The organism is Alicyclobacillus kakegawensis NBRC 103104 (assembly GCF_001552655.1).
GTDB lineage: Bacteria > Bacillota > Bacilli > Alicyclobacillales > Alicyclobacillaceae > Alicyclobacillus_G > Alicyclobacillus_G kakegawensis.
This window is the reverse complement of sequence record NZ_BCRP01000036.1, coordinates 1-16,197: the sequence shown is the minus strand read 5'-3', so window position 1 is coordinate 16,197 and position 16,197 is coordinate 1. Positions and strand designations below refer to the sequence as shown.

Annotated in this window: 27 protein-coding genes; 2 read left to right on the top strand and 25 right to left on the bottom strand. The window is 57.5% G+C overall.

Annotation, left to right across the window (positions count from 1 at the left end; genetic code table 11):
- Positions 1 to 91: 91 nt before the first annotated feature.
- Positions 92 to 337 (top strand): ribbon-helix-helix protein, CopG family, encoded by a 246-nt coding sequence (locus tag AK2_RS15570; protein ID WP_067936809.1) that lies wholly within the window; start codon positions 92 to 94, stop codon positions 335 to 337.
- 95 nt (positions 338 to 432) lie between these two features.
- On the opposite strand, the gene AK2_RS15565 is transcribed toward AK2_RS15570, so the two are convergent.
- From AK2_RS15565 to AK2_RS15555, 3 genes are all read right to left on the bottom strand, one after another.
- A complete protein-coding gene (locus AK2_RS15565; RefSeq protein WP_067936806.1) occupies positions 433 to 702 on the bottom strand; it encodes a hypothetical protein in 270 nt (89 codons plus the stop codon).
- A gap of 2 nt (positions 703 to 704) precedes the next feature.
- Positions 705 to 899: a hypothetical protein gene (locus AK2_RS15560; RefSeq protein ID WP_067936801.1), complete on the bottom strand. Its 195-nt coding sequence runs from the start codon at positions 897 to 899 to the stop codon at positions 705 to 707.
- Between the two features lie 257 nt (positions 900 to 1,156).
- Entirely contained in the window at positions 1,157 to 1,360 is a 204-nt protein-coding gene (locus AK2_RS15555) for a hypothetical protein (RefSeq protein WP_067936797.1), read from the bottom strand.
- Positions 1,361 to 1,505: 145 nt separating this feature from the next.
- On the opposite strand from AK2_RS15555, the gene AK2_RS15550 reads away from it, so the two are divergent.
- Positions 1,506 to 1,964 (top strand): hypothetical protein, encoded by a 459-nt coding sequence (locus AK2_RS15550; RefSeq protein ID WP_067936794.1) that lies wholly within the window; start codon positions 1,506 to 1,508, stop codon positions 1,962 to 1,964.
- Between the two features lie 508 nt (positions 1,965 to 2,472).
- On the opposite strand, the gene AK2_RS15545 is transcribed toward AK2_RS15550, so the two are convergent.
- The 22 genes from AK2_RS15545 to AK2_RS17225 form a co-directional block, all read right to left on the bottom strand.
- Positions 2,473 to 3,762, bottom strand: a complete 1,290-nt coding sequence (locus AK2_RS15545; RefSeq protein WP_067936790.1) for a hypothetical protein — start codon at positions 3,760 to 3,762, stop codon at positions 2,473 to 2,475.
- Positions 3,763 to 3,769: 7 nt separating this feature from the next.
- Complete coding sequence (locus AK2_RS15540) at positions 3,770 to 4,483, bottom strand: transglycosylase SLT domain-containing protein (RefSeq protein ID WP_067936785.1); 714 nt, start codon at positions 4,481 to 4,483, stop codon at positions 3,770 to 3,772.
- 18 nt (positions 4,484 to 4,501) lie between these two features.
- A complete protein-coding gene (locus AK2_RS15535) occupies positions 4,502 to 5,344 on the bottom strand; it encodes a LysM peptidoglycan-binding domain-containing protein (protein WP_067936782.1) in 843 nt (280 codons plus the stop codon).
- Between the two features lie 20 nt (positions 5,345 to 5,364).
- Entirely contained in the window at positions 5,365 to 6,051 is a 687-nt protein-coding gene (locus tag AK2_RS17335; RefSeq protein WP_067936779.1) for a LysM peptidoglycan-binding domain-containing protein, read from the bottom strand.
- Positions 6,052 to 6,054: 3 nt separating this feature from the next.
- Positions 6,055 to 6,330: a hypothetical protein gene (locus AK2_RS15525; RefSeq protein ID WP_067936776.1), complete on the bottom strand. Its 276-nt coding sequence runs from the start codon at positions 6,328 to 6,330 to the stop codon at positions 6,055 to 6,057.
- A 3-nt stretch (positions 6,331 to 6,333) separates the two neighbouring features.
- Positions 6,334 to 6,510, bottom strand: coding sequence for a hypothetical protein (locus AK2_RS17005; RefSeq protein ID WP_157076390.1), 177 nt, complete (start codon positions 6,508 to 6,510; stop codon positions 6,334 to 6,336).
- Positions 6,507 to 6,728, bottom strand: coding sequence for a hypothetical protein (locus tag AK2_RS15520; protein ID WP_067936773.1), 222 nt, complete (start codon positions 6,726 to 6,728; stop codon positions 6,507 to 6,509). Before AK2_RS15520 ends, AK2_RS17005 begins: the two co-directional genes overlap by 4 nt.
- Entirely contained in the window at positions 6,725 to 7,228 is a 504-nt protein-coding gene (locus AK2_RS15515; RefSeq protein ID WP_067936769.1) for a hypothetical protein, read from the bottom strand. The genes AK2_RS15520 and AK2_RS15515 overlap by 4 nt, the downstream gene beginning before the upstream one ends.
- On the bottom strand, positions 7,221 to 7,343 hold the full coding sequence (locus AK2_RS17690) for a hypothetical protein (protein WP_281180681.1): 123 nt from the start codon (positions 7,341 to 7,343) through the stop codon (positions 7,221 to 7,223). The genes AK2_RS15515 and AK2_RS17690 overlap by 8 nt, the downstream gene beginning before the upstream one ends.
- 4 nt (positions 7,344 to 7,347) lie before the next feature.
- A complete protein-coding gene (locus tag AK2_RS15510) occupies positions 7,348 to 7,857 on the bottom strand; it encodes a hypothetical protein (RefSeq protein ID WP_157076389.1) in 510 nt (169 codons plus the stop codon).
- 22 nt (positions 7,858 to 7,879) lie between these two features.
- Positions 7,880 to 9,097, bottom strand: a complete 1,218-nt coding sequence (locus AK2_RS15505) for a hypothetical protein (protein WP_067936762.1) — start codon at positions 9,095 to 9,097, stop codon at positions 7,880 to 7,882.
- A gap of 31 nt (positions 9,098 to 9,128) precedes the next feature.
- Positions 9,129 to 9,281: a hypothetical protein gene (locus tag AK2_RS17000; RefSeq protein ID WP_157076388.1), complete on the bottom strand. Its 153-nt coding sequence runs from the start codon at positions 9,279 to 9,281 to the stop codon at positions 9,129 to 9,131.
- A 136-nt stretch (positions 9,282 to 9,417) separates the two neighbouring features.
- Positions 9,418 to 10,167, bottom strand: a complete 750-nt coding sequence (locus tag AK2_RS15500) for a hypothetical protein (RefSeq protein WP_157076387.1) — start codon at positions 10,165 to 10,167, stop codon at positions 9,418 to 9,420.
- A complete protein-coding gene (locus AK2_RS16995) occupies positions 10,118 to 10,417 on the bottom strand; it encodes a hypothetical protein (protein ID WP_157076386.1) in 300 nt (99 codons plus the stop codon). Before AK2_RS16995 ends, AK2_RS15500 begins: the two co-directional genes overlap by 50 nt.
- Positions 10,414 to 10,716 carry a hypothetical protein gene (locus tag AK2_RS15495; RefSeq protein WP_157076385.1) on the bottom strand — a complete coding sequence of 101 codons (303 nt, stop codon included), beginning with the start codon at positions 10,714 to 10,716 and terminating at the stop codon, positions 10,414 to 10,416. Before AK2_RS15495 ends, AK2_RS16995 begins: the two co-directional genes overlap by 4 nt.
- A complete protein-coding gene (locus AK2_RS15490; protein WP_067936751.1) occupies positions 10,697 to 11,053 on the bottom strand; it encodes a hypothetical protein in 357 nt (118 codons plus the stop codon). Before AK2_RS15490 ends, AK2_RS15495 begins: the two co-directional genes overlap by 20 nt.
- An 89-nt stretch (positions 11,054 to 11,142) precedes the next feature.
- Positions 11,143 to 11,604 (bottom strand): hypothetical protein, encoded by a 462-nt coding sequence (locus AK2_RS15485; RefSeq protein ID WP_067936748.1) that lies wholly within the window; start codon positions 11,602 to 11,604, stop codon positions 11,143 to 11,145.
- Positions 11,605 to 11,687: 83 nt separating this feature from the next.
- Positions 11,688 to 12,107 carry a hypothetical protein gene (locus AK2_RS15480; RefSeq protein ID WP_067936744.1) on the bottom strand — a complete coding sequence of 140 codons (420 nt, stop codon included), beginning with the start codon at positions 12,105 to 12,107 and terminating at the stop codon, positions 11,688 to 11,690.
- Positions 12,091 to 12,462, bottom strand: coding sequence for a hypothetical protein (locus AK2_RS15475; protein WP_067936741.1), 372 nt, complete (start codon positions 12,460 to 12,462; stop codon positions 12,091 to 12,093). The genes AK2_RS15480 and AK2_RS15475 overlap by 17 nt, the downstream gene beginning before the upstream one ends.
- A gap of 32 nt (positions 12,463 to 12,494) precedes the next feature.
- On the bottom strand, positions 12,495 to 14,924 hold the full coding sequence (locus tag AK2_RS15470) for a hypothetical protein (RefSeq protein ID WP_067936739.1): 2,430 nt from the start codon (positions 14,922 to 14,924) through the stop codon (positions 12,495 to 12,497).
- Entirely contained in the window at positions 14,917 to 15,564 is a 648-nt protein-coding gene (locus tag AK2_RS15465) for a hypothetical protein (protein ID WP_157076384.1), read from the bottom strand. Before AK2_RS15465 ends, AK2_RS15470 begins: the two co-directional genes overlap by 8 nt.
- 368 nt (positions 15,565 to 15,932) lie before the next feature.
- Positions 15,933 to 16,197 (bottom strand): hypothetical protein (locus AK2_RS17225; RefSeq protein ID WP_169794813.1); only part of this gene is annotated, 265 nt, incomplete at its 5' end.

Genomic DNA, 16,197 nt, shown 5'->3' with positions numbered 1-16,197 from the left:
CGTAGCGTGGAGAAAAATAAAAAACAGATTCAAGCTATGACGAATCGGTTGTTTTTGGCTTCTAATCACTTGTATGGAAAGAGGCTATATCATGACCAAACGCAGAATCACCAAAAAGATGGAAAAACGCGAATTGGGGCTACAACTGTTGGCCCCCAATCGAACCGAACGGACAAGTTCTAAGAAGATTGTCAATGTGGCTTTAGACGCAGACCTTGTTGAAGATCTGGACGCAATCGCGCGCTATCTCGGTCGCACTCGGACTGAGGTAATTGCCGAGGTCATGGATCAATATCGCCAAATGGAGAAGGTCGCGAGACCACAGGCATTTCGCTGACCGGATGGGAGGGAGAAGTCCGAGACCTGTTCGTGTGATGGAGCCACAAGGCCAAACCTAACCGCCCCCGAATCGAGGGCGGTCTTTTTGTGTGGCTAATCATCGAACGCCAAAACGATATCGGCGGACGGGTGCGCCGGATAGGGGTCCTCGGGGTCCATGTACTCGCGCACATGGGCGTTGGTCGTGAGCGGGTGGTCCGTACTCGCCACGAGATACACATTGTCCTCGTCATTTACAATCTGTAAGAAGTGTCCGCCCATCTCCAACCAATATTCCACCGCGTCTACGTAGTTCGTCGTGACAAAACCATCCGGGCCGTTTCCGGCCCGAATAACGGCACAGATTTCGAGAAATAGGGACACGATTAGGCCTCCCATTCTTCGATTACGAGGGCGGGCGGTTCGTCCAGACCCTCCAATAGGTCTGCCACGGTCACGGTATCCCGCACTCCGAAATGGAGCAAGTGATTTTGGCGTGTGTATACGTCTGCGTCGCAGATGAGGTCACGGACCACGCCCTCCAGGTGATCATTTTTGAGAATCGTTTGAACTTCTACCATGAGTGTGAGCCTCCTTTGATCCTTTTGCAACCCCTTTGGAGAAATGGCCTTCTATTTTCCCTTCAGAGCCCCGTTTTTGGTTCTGGAGGTATTCTACATCGTCCTGCCTCTCAAATAAGCCTCAGAAACAAAATCTCGCGGTCATCTTCTCCGGCGTCCTATCCAATAGCCCAGGAGCATCCACAATAGCCGGTGCGCTTTGGTTTGTCGCGCCAGCCAGAGAACGCCGAGTACCGCAATCCACAGGACCACCGTGCTCATGCGTCCTCATCACCCCGGATAAACTCCTGGAGCTTGCCTTGGGCGTCGGCCTCAAACAACTTTCGTAGCGCCAGACGGCCCACATCGGACCGGGACACTTTCGTGACTTGCGACGGGTCCCGGTTGAGCTTGTTTCGGATACGGTCGATAGCCTCTGCTTCGGTCTCACTGATACGGATGCTCAAATACCCTCCTGGCATCTCTCGCCCTCCTTTCACTTACATCATACAACAGTGTAGGAAATTGTGCAAGAGGGGTTGACACACGTAGGAAAGCGTAGTAGGATAAGAACCGTGGGGGGACAAAAGGACACCCGCAAAACTCAAGGCAAAGGGGTTATGCATCATGGAGCAGGAGAAGGCCATCACCATCCAAGAGGGGCTGTCAGAGGACCAAAAGGCATTGGTTGGATTTACGGATTTGCGGGATTTGGCCAGCAAATCTGCGTCGGAGAAGATTGCAGCCCTGAAGACCGTCACCAGCTATGTGGGCGCACCGACCGAATCCATTGATGATTACGTGGGCGTGGTCTTGGAGGTTACGGGAGCGGTCATTCATCCGGCCACCGTGAAGCAGGATGACGGGTCGGAGCTTGAGGTAAATCGAGTCGTGTTCAAATTGAAGGACGGCAAGAATATTGCCTTTGCTTCTGCGGCCGCGGCGGACTTTGTGGAGCACTACCTGTTTCCGCTGTTTGGGCAAGGGGATTTCATCGAGGACGGCCAGCCGGTCACGATTCCGATTGTGGTCAATCGCGTGAAAACACGCAAAGGTTATCGCACCTTCAATTTCCAGGTGGTCTAACGATTCGACAACGTTCCCAATGATTCGCGGTTGCAATTCCCACGGGAACAGTATAGAGTATGGGGCGGGGCTTACCCCTGCCCCTTTGATCCTTTTGCGGGTGTCTCGCCTGACCCCAATTTAAGGGCGAGGCACCGACCCCAGCAAACCCGGCCCGCGTGATGCGGGCCGTTTTCCGTTTTTAGCGGACTCCGGCATGCTTCAGGATGAGGTATTCGGCCAGAGCGCCAATGGACGCGCCCACCAGGACCGCAATCAGTTCCATAGGTTCGATTTTCATGAGCATTCACCCGAACACATGTTCGCGTTTAACAGTATAGCACGGTTGGTTTTCATCGTCTACGCCTCCCCTTGTGATGGTGCGGGCCGGGGAAAATGTCGTGATAGACCGTGGCCCTGGCGATATAGCCTGCGCGTTTGGCGCTATATCCTTTCCGTTCATACTCTCGCGTGATGCGCCGGATTAGGCGGCGCTCCACCGCTTTGGGCATGGGACGCGTCCTCCCTTCTAGGGCAACGTAACGAAGCTGGCGGAATACGTGTAGGTGGCCTGGTCGCCGTGATAAATGGTGATATTGTACCCGGAAGGCAAATAACACGGGTGCATCTCGGTGATGTGCCCATGTTGGGTTGACGTTGTTTGTTCCGGTACATCGGGATGAAAAAGGAAAATATACTTCCCTTTCGTATTCACATAGTTTTGCGCCGACGCGATTACGAACGAGGTGCCCGTTGCATCCGTATAGTTGATTTGAGGCAAGAGCCCGTAATTGGACGTGCCGGATATGTTCGTTATATTGAGTAAAATCATGACCCCTCGGTGTCCGTAGGTCACGGGGTCCTGATACGTGGCAGGCTGCGACTCTTTGAAGGTGCCCGACTCGATGAGCCATCTAAGTCCCAGGGTTTTGGGGATATACTCCAAGGAATTGGGGTCCCAGACTTCCGGCGTCATCGGTTGCGGTTGCGTGAGCGACCCATATGTGCTCCGAAACGCAAACGCCTGCAGCAGCACGGTCTCGGCCTGGCTCACTCCCGCCGTCGTTAAGTCGAATTGCACCATATCGGTCGGCAGGGTTTTCGTGTTCGTGCAGAGTATCCATACGGAGTTGGCGGTTCCGCCCACGTCCGCGTTGATGTCGTAACTGGCAATCGGCACCCCTTGAAGATAGGCATTGAAAAAACTATTGATCAAAAAGTCTTGACCCAGGGCGCTCGTAAGCAAAATGATGAAACTGTCATACATCCCTGGGGGGACCTGGAGCGTCATGGTCGCGCACGGGCTGCCGAATGGCTGCCCACCTTTTAGCGTCACTTCCACCGCCGGAATCGTCACGGCCTCGGTCGTGGACAGGGTTTCGTTTAGGACGGTGGAGGCCAGCCCCGACTGCCCGGTCGTGACGGGTAGCTCCTGGTTCGTGATGAGAGCCTGAATCTGGTTCTGGATAATGGCCTCCAATTGATTGACCACGTTCGTTGCCTGCGGATAGTTGCTGGCCCGCTGATAGGTCACGGTGCCCTTGACGAGACGCGCGGCCACGTACTGCACGTCAAATTGGAGCCCGTCCGAAATGGTCGGGTCCAGTTGAAACACCAGGGACTGCCACGACTCGTAGGGCATGGTGACGGTCGTATGCCCTGGCACCTCGTCCACCTTTTGCCCGCTCGACGTGGTCACATGGACGGTGTACGGCGACTGGTTATAAAGGACAATCGAACACCCCTGGGGAGTGTTCAGGTTGTAGGTCTGGGCTTGTCCTGCGTTGATTTGGTCCTGCGTAAAAATCGGTATCCACATGCTCTCCTCACCTTGCCATCATAGCAATGGTCGCAGCGCGGTTCGCGCCCTGGCTGGCGCTCCCTCCGCCAATCACTTTCAAGAGGCCCACCAAAATCAGAATCATGCCGACCAAACACAGCGTGACCCGCAGCACCAGGGCGTCAAAGTTTTTGACGAGCCAGGCCCCCGGATTCAGCACACTTCCAACGCTGATGCCTTCAAATTGCATGGCGTTGTCCAACGCTGTGAGCGGGTCATTTGAGGCCTGAGGCGCGTCAGCGGAAAGCATTTGCAGACCCGTGAGGCTCGTATCCAGCGCCGTCCCGGTCGGCACCGACCCATTGTCGGTCCCGCCCCCTGACTTATAGGCTTTGTATAGCGCAGACTCATACGAGGACGGCATAAACCCCACTTCATCGGGGTGCCCCGAATGGTCGGCGGTGTACACCAGCGCCTGAAAGCCGGACAGTCCTTGCGCAACCGCCTCTTTATAGGCGCGCGCAATCGGCGGTATGGCGATTTGCGCATTGGTCAGGGGGTCCAGGAGTTGCGAGACGGAATACCCGTCCCCCTGGCCTCCGCCCTTGTGCAACTGAAACAGTCCAAAGCTCGTCCCGTTATCGCCCACGGCGTTCGGGTTGCCGCCCGATTCCACCGCCATGATATCGAGGGCGACCCAGGGAGGCAGGCCATAGGCCAACGCCACCTGGGACACAATCGAGGTTACGTCTGCCGCCATCCGGCCTGCCTCCTTTCCTTACACGTAGAGCGTCCGCCCCGCGTAGATGAGGTTCGGGTTGACCCCGTTCACCTGCGCCAACCAATTCACGTCCGAGAGCGGGTAGCCCTCGCGCACGCAAATCTGGGAGAGCGTGTCGCCCGGCTTGATTTTGTACTTTTTGGGAATGCGCAGGGTCGCGCCCGCCTGAATCACGTTCGGATTGGCAATGTGATTGAAGCGAGCCAGGACCCTATAGGGAATGCCAAAGCGCAATCCGATTGCGGAAAGCGTGTCCCCCGGCTTGATTTTGTAGGTCGTGCGCTCGGGCTCCGTGGCCTTGCTTGTCCCCGATGCAGACGTGTGCGCGGCCTGCACAGCCTCGGAGGACTTGTCCGATGTCGAGCCAAACCATTCATTGAGCACGCTGGAGTGGTACGCGCCGATGATGAGCGACCCCGGCCCGCCGCCGTCATCGTAGTGCGAGGCGGCCCAATTGCTCTCGCCCAGGACCTTGGCCGCCAATTCAACGCCGCCCTTGGCCCAGGCCTCCTTGAGGTCCTCGGTATCGACGGTCAGCGCTTTGCTCCCCCCGTGCGCATGCGTGGGGAGGTTAATCAGTTCGCACCACGCTTCGGTGCCATGCTCGGGGGTGTCGTACACGACCACGCGGTTGGACTCGACGCGCACCGCTCCGGTCCAGATTCCGCCCCGGCCCATCGGCTCCCCGGTACCATTCCAGGAGATATTTCCGGGGTTGTTCGTGGACGGCCACATGTAGCCATTTTCGGCGGCCATCCAGGCGGCAAGAAACCGCTCGGGCAGCCCGGTTTTTTCGGCGGCGAGTTTGGCCATTTTCATGAACGTGGCATTGGCAGCCATGATTGCACCCCCTCATGCGACTACGAGATTTTGGGCAGGTTGATTTTCTGGCCCGGATAGATGAGGTTCGGGTTTTTGATTTGCGGGTTGGCCTTCTCCACCTGGGCCAGGATATTGGCGATCTTGGTGTAGTTGGCCTGTCCGCTGTTCGGGATGCCGTATTCCTTCGACACGATGGTCCATAGATTGTCGCCGGACTTCACCGTGTATGTGGACACTTTCGGCACGTACTTGTAGGTGGTCGTCGTTTTCGTGGTCGTCGTTTTCGTCGTCGTCGTGCTAGGCGGCTTGCTCGTCGTCGTGCTCGGCGGTTTTGGGTTGCTGGTCGAAGGCGGGGGCGATTGCGTCCCCTGGCCTGAGCCGCTGTCCGATTGCGGAGGCGGCTCGCTCGTCGCCGGAGGCGTGACGGTTACGGTCGTGCCGCTGCCCACCGTGTTATTGCTGTCGGTGGTCGTCGTCGTCGTGGTGTTCGTCACGCTGCCACTGTCGGCGTAGTTGTTGCCCGTCCCGTAGTCGATGATGGTTTCACTGGTCGGAATGAACATCGTCCCGCCGACGATCATCCCATACATCGTGTCGGACGTATCCATCGAGGACGAGGATCCGCCGGACGAGCGGAACACGAGAAGGGACAGGACGCCCAGGCCCGCACCTATGGCGATCATCATCGGCAGTTTGTTGTTTCCGTTGTCGTCAAACCACGCCATGTGTCAGCACCCCCCAACGGCGTTCACGTCCAGCACGTTCGGCGCGCCACCCGCTACCACGCCAGGGGGCAGGGTGCCATACGTGCGCACGATGTCGGGCACGTTGTACCCGATAATCGGAGCAAGGAAGGCCGCCGCCGTCTGGTCCGGGTCGTAAATCCCCACCGCCTTGTCGCCTTCCATCGCCCAAACGGACGGAGAGCGGACAAGATGGGGCTGAATTTCCGCCGGCTGAGGAATGGCGTCACTCCCCAGCAGCCATGGAATGAGGCCGCGCATACATCATGACCCCCCAGGATAAGACGCGAAGTTGCCCTGGCTATTCCGACCCTGCAGGGTCAGAATGAGCTTTTGCAGCGCGCTGCCGCCCGTTTGGATATCTTGGGTCGTGCCCTTGTAGTAGGCCACCAAAATCAGCACCAGAATCAGCACAAACATGTACCAAAACACCTGTTTCATGAGGCTTGCACCTCCCCTTTGATCATCACGCGCTGAATCGTGTCCCCGTTTTGCACGAGTAGGAACACCAGAATGAGCACCAGCGCATAGTAAATCAGGCGATATCCGGTGCGCGAATGCGCCCAGTAGTAGAGCAGCAGGAGCAGAATCAGCCACCCGACGGGGGAGATCGTCAGGTTCACCGACTGGTTTTGGCTCTCTCCATTGGAAACCGTCATACGGGCGACCCTCCTGTCGTCAGCGGAATCACCGTGGCGCTGCTCGTACTCTCGTCGCTGGACCAGGTGGAGCCGCCCCCACTGGTTTGTCCCCCGTTTGCGTCATAGGTCACGGTTCCAAGCAGACTCCCCCACACCAGGGAGAGCCTTGACAGGCCACCCTTTCCTGGCGTGACGGCGAACAGGATAAATCCAATCACGAACAGGAGCAGGCCGATTCCGCCCGGTGTGGGGAGATCGGACAGGCGCGGCAGCCGAACTTTTGGCATGACAGGCAGACCGCCCGGCCAAATCCGAATCGCATCCCCCATCGGCTCCGCCGATTCAAGCTCGCCCTCCATCGCCTGCGCGTCAATCACGACATCCTCTGGCCGCTCGGCTTGATTGGCCCCTCCCTCACGGCCTTGCGCATCCTGCGCACCTGCATCCTGGGCCTGTGCATTCCCCGGCGCATCGACCTGGGCGAGATACGACTGCACCACCTGATAGCTCTCATCCACTTTGGACCGCCACCTTTTGCGGGGCAAAGATGGTCGCCAAAAACGCCGCCAGCCGCCCGGTGGCGGACAGCCAGATGAGCAACGCCCCAGTCAGAATCAGGAGTAGGCTGCTCATGCGCTCACCCCTTTTGCGCGGGGGTCTCCGGCCCAATCGCCGCCTCTTGCGCCGACTGCTCGATTTGCTGCACGGTTGGCTCGGCCCCCTGCGCGGCCTGTGCATCCGAGGCGCGCAACTGCGCGACCGCCTTTTGGACTATGGCCTCCACCGCCTGCTGTTCCAGAGAAGAGAGTGCAGGCTGCTCGGCTTTCGGCACCACCTTGGACAGCCAGGCCAGGACCTGGGGGGTGAGCACCCACACGTACCCCAGGCACAGGAGGCACACCAGAGCCTTTAAAATTTCTGGGTTCAGAATCTGCCCGGCATTGTCGCTGATAAACGTAGGGATACCCAACGCAAAGAAGGCGCTGCCGAGCTTTTGTAACTGCTTGGTCTCCTGATGAATGTTCAAGAGAAGGTCCACCGCGACCAGGGCCAAGAGCACCCAAAACAACGGGGATAGGGTATGGTTGACCCAGGTGACGGCCAGCACCGCCATCGCGCCCAGGCCTTTCAGGGAAACACTCGCCACTTTCACGCCCCCCTCTCCCCCTTTAGCCGGCTATCGTCAAGCCCGCGCGATTGAGAATCACGCCATAGGTCTCCACGCGCGGGGTGGTCACGCTGCCCACCGCTCCGACTTGCCAGCCCAGGCGCGCCGCCGGGAATCCGTTGGCGGTTACGTTGAGATAATTGACGCCATCGAGCAAAGACGGGTCGGACGTATTTTCTGTGGGTGCGGCAAATACCGTCACACCCTCCGGCAGGTCCTGCCCAAACTGCTCCCGCACGTATTGGTAGTAATCTTGCATTCCCCCGGTCGTCGCGTCCCACTTGCGCAGCAGGCTGCTCGTATTCTGCGCCCGATCGATCTCAAAGAGTTGCAAGTTATCCGCAGAACAGAACGTGCCCGAGCTTTGCCCGTCAATCACGACACTCAAAATCAACGCGAACTCATACGGGTTTTCGATACGTTGGTACATCGGCGTCCCTGCGGTAAGTGGGTTGAGTTCCTGCGTCTGAATCCATTGGATTGACGGAACAAAGTTCGCGTCCAAGTTCGGCTGCAAGTAGTTCCGGGTCCAGAAACTTTTGTAGTCCCGGTACACAATGATCACGTCAATCGTCCCAGTCACGGTCACGGTCCCGTTCGTGTCAATCACGTTGTCCAGCGGGTCTTTTCCGACTATCGCGGGCGCGGGCGTGACGTTGATTTGAAGCCGTGTTCCGGTGCCCATAATGGGTATCAGTCCGGCCACCGACAACGGATGCACCGTATTGAGCGGAATTTGGATGTCGAATTTCAGCGGGTTGTCGCCTTCATTCAGAGTCAGGTCCTGGGCAATCAGGTTCTGGATATTGCTCACGCTATAGCCCAGTTCCTGGCCCGGATATTGGCGCAGATACCCGCGCATCCTGTCAATCAGGTGCGCGATATAGGGATGCACGTCGATGAGCGTGTTGCCAAACGTAATCTGGATATTCTTGAACAAACTATAAGGCGCCGCCGCCGTGGGAGTGGCTACCGGGTCCGAGGACGCCGGCTGATAGTTCACGTTGCCTGTAAACCGGACAATGATTTTCTCGGCAAACGCGCCTTCGGTAATCGGTGCCAGGAAGTTTTTGGTATTTCCTCCCGGCTGAAAATCCGTCCCGTTTTGCGCGTCCGCCCGCATCCACTGCCGAAAACTGTATTTCATAAATTGCAGGTTTTGTTGCCGTATCTGCTGCTGTTGCTGCTGTTGCTGCTGTTGCTGGGACGTGGTCGCCATGCTGGATACCCCCCTTTGACCCTTTTGCGGATTACAGCGTTCCTTCCTTCGCGAGATTCTGCGCTTCTGCGGCTACCTTCCCGATCACAGGCGCTTTCGATAGAAGCCGCAGCAGGACCATGAGAACGATGAGGGCGATCAGCAGCCCTATCAGCGTCATGGAATACTGCTTGATAAAGTTCACGGGGACCCCTCCCGTTTTGAGTTTTCGATCAGAACCACCCTATTCCTGGGAATGTTGGTCGTCAAGAGGGAAGAGACGAGGGAAGAGACGGGGAACTTTTTCCGTAAAAAACCCGGTCCAGAGGACCGGGCTTTCGTCAGTCTCCAAAAAACTCGCTCAGGTCTGTGTAGTACACCGGAGGATTCTTTGCCTTGGGTTTTCGGGCGTCCCGGTACCAGAATCCAAACTCGTCCGGGGGTTCTTCCTCAACCGCCTTGCCCATCACCCGCGCAATCTTTTGCAAATCATAGGTGTCATTCAGCCTGAACCGGACCATGTGTGTCGTTTGTCGAATGACGCTGGGCGGGATGTAGCTCGGGCTTTGCGTGGTCGTGATGAGCGCCTGATAGATGCCCCGCCCCTGCTTGAGCAGGATGTCATAGTAGCGAGGGAACTTTTTGCCGCTGCTGTCGGTCAGGCTGGATAGCTCATCCACGTAGGTCAAGCTCGGCACCCCGGACCGATATAAGCTCATAAAGAAGGCGTCGTAGTGGTCTTCCGTCACCTGTTCCGGGTCCGGTTGCCAGACGATAAACTCCGGCCCATGCTTGGGGGCGATGATTTTGGGGGGAATCGCGTCCCGGTGCAATCGCCCAATGCCGGGGCGATAGAACATCCGAAAATCGTCCCGCCCAATCCGAGAGGCCGCGAACCCTTTCGTGTCCAGGATGTAGATGGGCAGACGGCCCGGCTTTCGAGCCGCCGCCCGCCAGTAGGCGGTGAGCAAGCGGCGGACAAACGTCGTTTTCCCTGCGCCCGTCGCGCCAATGACCACCCAACGGTCCTCCAGGCTAATTTCAATCGGTCTGCGCCGGGTCACTCGATGGTTCAGTCGTGGTTGTTCCACTGGTTCCCGCCTCCGAAACGCCGCTGTCGTCTTCCTCTTGACCGCTGGGGGACGCGTACCACGCGTCCCACCACTGATTCAACGCCATCTGTGCGCAGGTCAGACTGCACACATCGTGATATTCAACCCCCTGCGCCCTAGGAGTCGTACTGGGAATTCCAAAAGAAATGCGCGTCCACGGGGACAGCGTAGTGCTCGGCAGCGTCACGGTTCGCCCGCACACGTCGCATTTTAGGACGGTTTGCATCATGATGCCTGCACTTCCTTCGCCGTGAGCGTAATCGGCTGCTTTTCGAGTTGCGTCACCGCTCCGGCCAAGGCCAGCCGCACCAAGTGGGTGAGGGTATCCACCCCGTCCGGACGCTTGAGTTCGGGGTGTTTCATGGCGAGATACGCCAAAATCATCCCGCCCAGGGACCGAATCGCGCCTTCAAAGCGGTGAAACTCGCTTTCGGGAGCATTCAGCCACTCCAAAATCCGGGGCTCCCATTGATTCGCCAATTCCTGCACGTCCACATCGTAGGTTTTGTCATTTATTTGAAGCTGCATGTTGCATCCCTCCCAGTCCCGGCAGGACAAACCCGCCGTGCTCCGCGTAGAAGCGCAAGGTCATGACAGCCCGAGGCACCGTGATAATGCCCACATCGAGAGCCCGATAGGTCCGCGTCATCTTGCGTATGGCGGTCGCGGCCACCTTGGAGGCCACGCCCAACTGCAACAGATGGTCGGCTATCTTTTCGACCTCTTGGTCGTCGATAGATTGCCAAATCCATGCCTGCGCTTGGTCTTTGTTCGTCATCGTAATGCCTTGATCGAGGCCCCGAAACAGGATTTTTAACGCCTGCAACAGGTGGGGTTTGAGTTCCCCCGTCTCTTTTTGTGACAAGGGTTTTTCCCAAGTGAACCCGAGCCGCCTGGGGGTCTCGGGAACCGCAGGCGGCAATGCCCCGGTAAACCGGATCCCCGTTGGTTTGCTTACTTGAGCTTGTCGAGGATTTCGGTCCTCAGTTTGATCAGCGCCGCCGTTGCGTCCATTTGCCGGCGCACGGCCTCGTCCACCGCTCCGATCTGCTCCTGCCACAGGTCCATTGTGGTCTGCAGCGTCTGCGCCGATTCCGCCAGTTGCCCCGCTGCCTGGCTCAGAAGCGCCTCCAGATTCTCCACCCGCTGTTGCTGCGTCTGCACCAGCTTGACCAGCCCGTCTACGACGGATTTCATCGAGGAGATTTCGCTTTCGACGTTCGCGGTCGCTGCCGTCGCCCTCTCCGCCGTCTCCACCGCCACGGTCGCCGCCGCTGCGCTCGTTTCCGCCGCCTGTTCCGCTGCGGCCTGAGCCGCCTGCGCCTCCTGCGCCGCGTTCTCGGCCTGGGTCGGGTTGTTTTCGGGTTCGGTCGGTTCCTGCTTCTCCTGAATGTGAATCGTCGTTTCCTCGGCCACGATTCTTCCGCTCCTTTTCCTCGGTGTTTTCGTCCGGTTTTTCCTTCAATCCCTTTGCGAGTGCCACGACTCAGAACCCCCTATCATGCCAAGCGACTGGTCAACGGGATGTAGTTCGCCCACCACCAGACCCCGAGTATGGGCGTATCCGAGTACAGCCAGGACCCGTCTGGGACGAGAATTCCCGTCCAATCCATTCCCCGCAGCATCAGCGACCGCTGCTGGCCCAGGACGTCCGCCGTCACTTGCGCATCGTCCAGCACGAATACGGACAGGTACTTGTATCCCCGGCGGTCCACCATCACCCCTTGCGTGTTAATCACCTTTTGCTCCTGCTGGCTGGCCCGCTCCAGGAGCATCTGCGCCAGGATTTGTCCCGCCGCCTCTTTGAGCGCCTTGGATAATTTCAGGTCCTCCACCTGAGCCGGAGCCGTTTGCACATTCGTATTCGGCAGCGGTTCCCGCTGCGGGACTTTCGGGGTGAGATTATCCAGCAGTCCCATAGTCATCCTCCCCTTTCCAGTACATCGACGTTTTCCGATGCCAATACCGCCGCCCAATGAAGAACTTCAGCACGACCAATTGATTTCGGATGGTCTGCTGCTCCAAGGGCAGGTCATAGGGCGGGTCGGCAAACTCATAGGTCTTGCTATTGTTTTGGCGGTGGCGGTGGTATCGATAGGCCCAAATCTTGTACCACCCCGGATAATTGGTCCCAAACTCATCTTTAAGCGAATCCAAGATCGCGTAGTACAGGTCCTCGTAGTCGGCGTCGGTGAAGTCGGGAATGACAAGTTCCCCATTCTGGCTCCGGCACCCCTTGAGCGACTCGTACAACTCATCGAGCGTGTACGCCACGCTATCGCCTCCTTTACCGTGGATTCCCCAGGTCACTCATAGCACTCGGATTCCAACGCACTGGTCCATCCGCGCGTGAGCAATTCCTCTTGCGAGGTCGTCACGTCATAGTCGAGTTCGGCTGTGTCCAAATCCAACCGATACGCGGTAGATGGTTCCCCCAGGGGGGCGGTTTTGGCGGGATACCACACGGCTTTTTCCTCTCGTTTATCATGTTTGGGCACCTCCCGTTTACTTCGGAGACTAAAGTTTTCGTCGCGTTTCACTTCGACGAAACGGAAACGCTTATCGCCGTAGGCGTTTTTTTGGTGCAGGGCCAGAGAGCGGGTCACAAAGACCCGAACGTTGACGGGATAGGGTTCGCCTCGACGCCAGAGAGCAAGTGCCTCTTGATAGTCGATATCCTTCGAGACGCCCCGGTATTTGCGTTTGACTTTGCCGCCGACTTCCGTCAGTCGATAGACACCGGGAAGAAGTTGGATCGCATGTTCATACTCGGTCACTTCCCAGGACCCGAGTTCGTTCCCGCGCGGCACGTCCAAGGGTTTCCGGCTTAAAATCCCGTCCGTCATAAAGGAGATCACTTGCTTGTCCCAGTCCGGCCCGACCGCCGCATAAGCCATTGCCCTGCAAACACTGGTAATCCAACTCGCCGCAAAGGTGTGCAAAAATTTATGCGCGCCGACCTGTTGTATGGTTTTGCCATAGACGCTGTTAATCACCAATTTCAGCGCCTTTTCGTGCGGTTGTCCCGCGTGTTTCGCTTGGAGCCGGACGCCTGCCATCTCCAAGAGCTTTTGCGCCGAGGTGCACACGTTCGGCAGGCGGTACGTGCCGTCCCCCGCGCCTTCCGTACCCTTAAGCACCAATCCGCCTATGACTTGCACGCCTTGCACGTTCAGGTCGTAATAATCGGCGGACGAAACGGGCCAGTGTAAGGACGCGGAGTACACTTCCGGGCTCATCACCCAGCCCTCGCCATTCGGCGGGAAAAACACGTTCCCATTGTTCGAGCGGTACGGAAACGGATAAAAATTCGCGCCGTCCGGCAACCACCAGCGCACATAGTAGCACCCCATGCGGTTTTTTGGGTCCAATCCATCCACCCATTCGAGCCCGTCCGCCGTCCAAGCGGGCAACAGCGAGAACGCATAGGGGTACGCGGACTGAATATCGTACCCATAGAGAGGGCCATCAAACTCGCCAATAAAGGAAGATTCAATCCGCCCCCCGTAGTACGCAGCGGCAAAGCAATCCGCATACGTGTCCTGGGTCGCTGTTGCGAGCAACGACTGCCGGGCTTCCCGCTCAAAGTCTCGCGACGATAGGTGCACAGGCGGCTCGTACCCGGATAACGCGTCCAGCAGTTCACGAACGGTCATCCCCAACGTGGTCGCCATCTCATCCAGAGCAAGACCGTCCTTCTTGCGGATTTTTCGATGAATGGAGGGAGGAACGGACTCCTGATACTCCGTTGCGTAGGCTTGTCCGCTATGAGGCGGACGAATCCCCCCATGCGAAACAATGTCCGATACGATATCGCGTTTGAGCCCCTGCTTTTCCCGTTCCGTTTGCAGGAGCCAATCCGCCATTTGTTCGACCAAATGCCTGGGGATTAAGGATTCCCGCGCCCATTCAGGCGTCTCATCAGGAATGTGAAGCGGCGGGTGTTCCTCTTTCCATCGGGTCTGTTGTAAGAAGTTCGCGGCGCGACTGCCCGGCCCATACCAAATGCGCGGAGAGTGATTCGCTTGAAGGCCAATCGCATCCCAGGCCATTTGATCCGCTTCCCGCAGAGCTTCCATCAGCTTAACCAGATACAACAGTTCGTAGCGGTTGTACTGTTCGACAAAATCAAGGTCGGCCTCGGTAAACTCGCCGCGCCCGGTCTTGCCTTTCCGAATGATGTCTGGCACGTCAATCTGCCACTTCTCCAGCGCGCCAATAAAACTGGACTGAAAAAAGCCAAGGACGTCCACAAGTTGCACGGTGCGCTTTTTGCCGCTCGGTAGCTCCTGCCCAATCGTGAGCATCTTTCGGGGAATATAGGACAACAAATACCCCTCAAAATCGATCTCCGCCCCCGCATCGACCATAGCCACATAATCGCTATCGGGAACGTCCCGCAGAATATTTTCAAAGTCATAGGACAACCCGTATCCGACCAATGCGTTGTTGGCCCGCGCCCGATCCATCAAATAGTGCAGGATATCCCGCGTGCCCACCCCCTCGGGGGAATACAGCGTGTCCTCGCCGGACATCTGCACCAGCGTATACTTGCCGTCCCAGCCTTCACCGTCAAAGGCGACAAACCGGCCCGTCCACGGCTTTTTCGGCTTTTTGGCGCGGGGTTTCCGTTCTTTTATCGTCGGTTGCGGTTTAGAATACCGCGTCTCAAACGGAAGTTCGTCAACCCGGTACGTTTTGCGGCGGCGCGGGCGCTTTTTCGTCGCCTCAGCCATGATAAAAAACCTCCCAGAAGCGGTCGAGTTCCGCCTCACGTTTTTCGTACTCCCGGCGTTCCTGATTCGTCATCACCAGCCGCTTTTCGCGCGGAAGCTCACGCCCTGGGGAATACCGCCCACGCTCCGGGTTCCATTCAGCGCCGACCGACCGGAGTTTTTGATAAGCCTGCGATGCTTGCCGCTCCCATTCCTGCCGTTCACGCAAAAAACGGGCCACACGCTCATTGTATTGGGCGTCGGTGTCTCCTGGGCGGCGTTTGGGTTTTTTGGACGTATAGATTTTATGGGTTAAAACTTGCAGGTCTTTCATGGCCCCGTATTGACGCTCGTACTCTCGTTTGGTGAGAATGCCTGCATCACGCTTGAGTTCCAAAAGGGCGAGTTTTTCGCGTAAGTTTCTGCGGCTTTCGTTCAATGGGGTATCTTGGAACCGGGGTTTGCCCGATTCGCGGCGGCCCTGAAAATCGGCCCAGGACCCATCGTAGGGGTGCGCGCGAAGGTAGGCCCGGACCATTTCGCGTTGTTCCTGGGTCCAGGTCGATGGATCACGATGCACGGCCCGGCGCTGCGCGACCGTGCCCATTGGGTTGGAGGGCCGGGGGGACCCCTTCCCCCGGCTTGTCCGTTTGGTGGCCATGCCCCTATACCTCGCTTCAATCCCTTTGCAACCCCAAAACCGGCTTGTCCCACCGGTTCCCCCAGCCCGAGTATAGCACATTTTCCCGCATCGGGAAGGGTGGACGAACATCCACGAATCTGCTATACTTGGGATTGCAGAAGGGAATATGTTGGTTTTGAGCGGGACGCTGGGGGCGTCCCGTTCGACTTTATTCTAGCAGATTCGCAGGCAGATGTGGTAGACTGTTGGAGCCAATTCCATCTCATACCGAATAGTAGCGCAGGATACCCATATCGCACCCCGCTGGAATGATTCCGGCGGGGGTCTTTTTTCGGGCGGGAAGTTTAAAGTTTGAAGGTTAAAGTTTAAAGTTTGAACGTTAAAGTTTAGTCTGCCTCTATCAACCCGATTCTCCACGTGTGCCACCCCGCGCGAAGAATCGCATCCACATCAGGCTCTACCGGGTCAATGAAACAAGCATCCACATACGCAGGGACGGATGTACCATCCAGTTTATGCCAAATACCGAAATAGGTTGCTTTGGGAACTTTATCTTCCGCCCGCTCCACCTGGATGGAAGTCACTTCCAATTCGCCCTGGGTGAACAGATCAATGCGATAGGCGTTCACATTCCAGTATGTGGTAATCACA

Excerpts from the sequence above, each read along its gene's own strand:
- AK2_RS15525 (WP_067936776.1), bottom strand. The coding sequence starts at position 6,330 with ATGCGCGGCCTCATTCCATGGCTGCTGGGGAGTGACGCCATTCCTCAG.
- AK2_RS15480 (WP_067936744.1), bottom strand. The coding sequence starts at position 12,107 with ATGGGACTGCTGGATAATCTCACCCCGAAAGTCCCGCAGCGGGAACCG.
- AK2_RS15520 (WP_067936773.1), bottom strand. The coding sequence starts at position 6,728 with ATGACGGTTTCCAATGGAGAGAGCCAAAACCAGTCGGTGAACCTGACG.
- AK2_RS15555 (WP_067936797.1), bottom strand. The coding sequence starts at position 1,360 with ATGCCAGGAGGGTATTTGAGCATCCGTATCAGTGAGACCGAAGCAGAG.
- AK2_RS15570 (WP_067936809.1), top strand. The coding sequence starts at position 92 with ATGACCAAACGCAGAATCACCAAAAAGATGGAAAAACGCGAATTGGGG.
- AK2_RS15470 (WP_067936739.1), bottom strand. The coding sequence starts at position 14,924 with ATGGCTGAGGCGACGAAAAAGCGCCCGCGCCGCCGCAAAACGTACCGG.
- AK2_RS15505 (WP_067936762.1), bottom strand. The coding sequence starts at position 9,097 with ATGGCGACCACGTCCCAGCAACAGCAGCAACAGCAGCAACAGCAGCAG.
- AK2_RS17335 (WP_067936779.1), bottom strand. The coding sequence starts at position 6,051 with ATGGCGTGGTTTGACGACAACGGAAACAACAAACTGCCGATGATGATC.
- AK2_RS15550 (WP_067936794.1), top strand. The coding sequence starts at position 1,506 with ATGGAGCAGGAGAAGGCCATCACCATCCAAGAGGGGCTGTCAGAGGAC.
- AK2_RS16995 (WP_157076386.1), bottom strand. The coding sequence starts at position 10,417 with ATGATGCAAACCGTCCTAAAATGCGACGTGTGCGGGCGAACCGTGACG.
- AK2_RS15535 (WP_067936782.1), bottom strand. The coding sequence starts at position 5,344 with ATGGCTGCCAATGCCACGTTCATGAAAATGGCCAAACTCGCCGCCGAA.
- AK2_RS17005 (WP_157076390.1), bottom strand. The coding sequence starts at position 6,510 with ATGAAACAGGTGTTTTGGTACATGTTTGTGCTGATTCTGGTGCTGATT.
- AK2_RS17690 (WP_281180681.1), bottom strand. The coding sequence starts at position 7,343 with ATGAGCAGCCTACTCCTGATTCTGACTGGGGCGTTGCTCATCTGGCTG.
- AK2_RS15540 (WP_067936785.1), bottom strand. The coding sequence starts at position 4,483 with ATGGCGGCAGACGTAACCTCGATTGTGTCCCAGGTGGCGTTGGCCTAT.
- AK2_RS15465 (WP_157076384.1), bottom strand. The coding sequence starts at position 15,564 with ATGGCCACCAAACGGACAAGCCGGGGGAAGGGGTCCCCCCGGCCCTCC.
- AK2_RS15560 (WP_067936801.1), bottom strand. The coding sequence starts at position 899 with ATGGTAGAAGTTCAAACGATTCTCAAAAATGATCACCTGGAGGGCGTG.
- AK2_RS15495 (WP_157076385.1), bottom strand. The coding sequence starts at position 10,716 with ATGCAGCTTCAAATAAATGACAAAACCTACGATGTGGACGTGCAGGAA.
- AK2_RS15545 (WP_067936790.1), bottom strand. The coding sequence starts at position 3,762 with ATGTGGATACCGATTTTTACGCAGGACCAAATCAACGCAGGACAAGCC.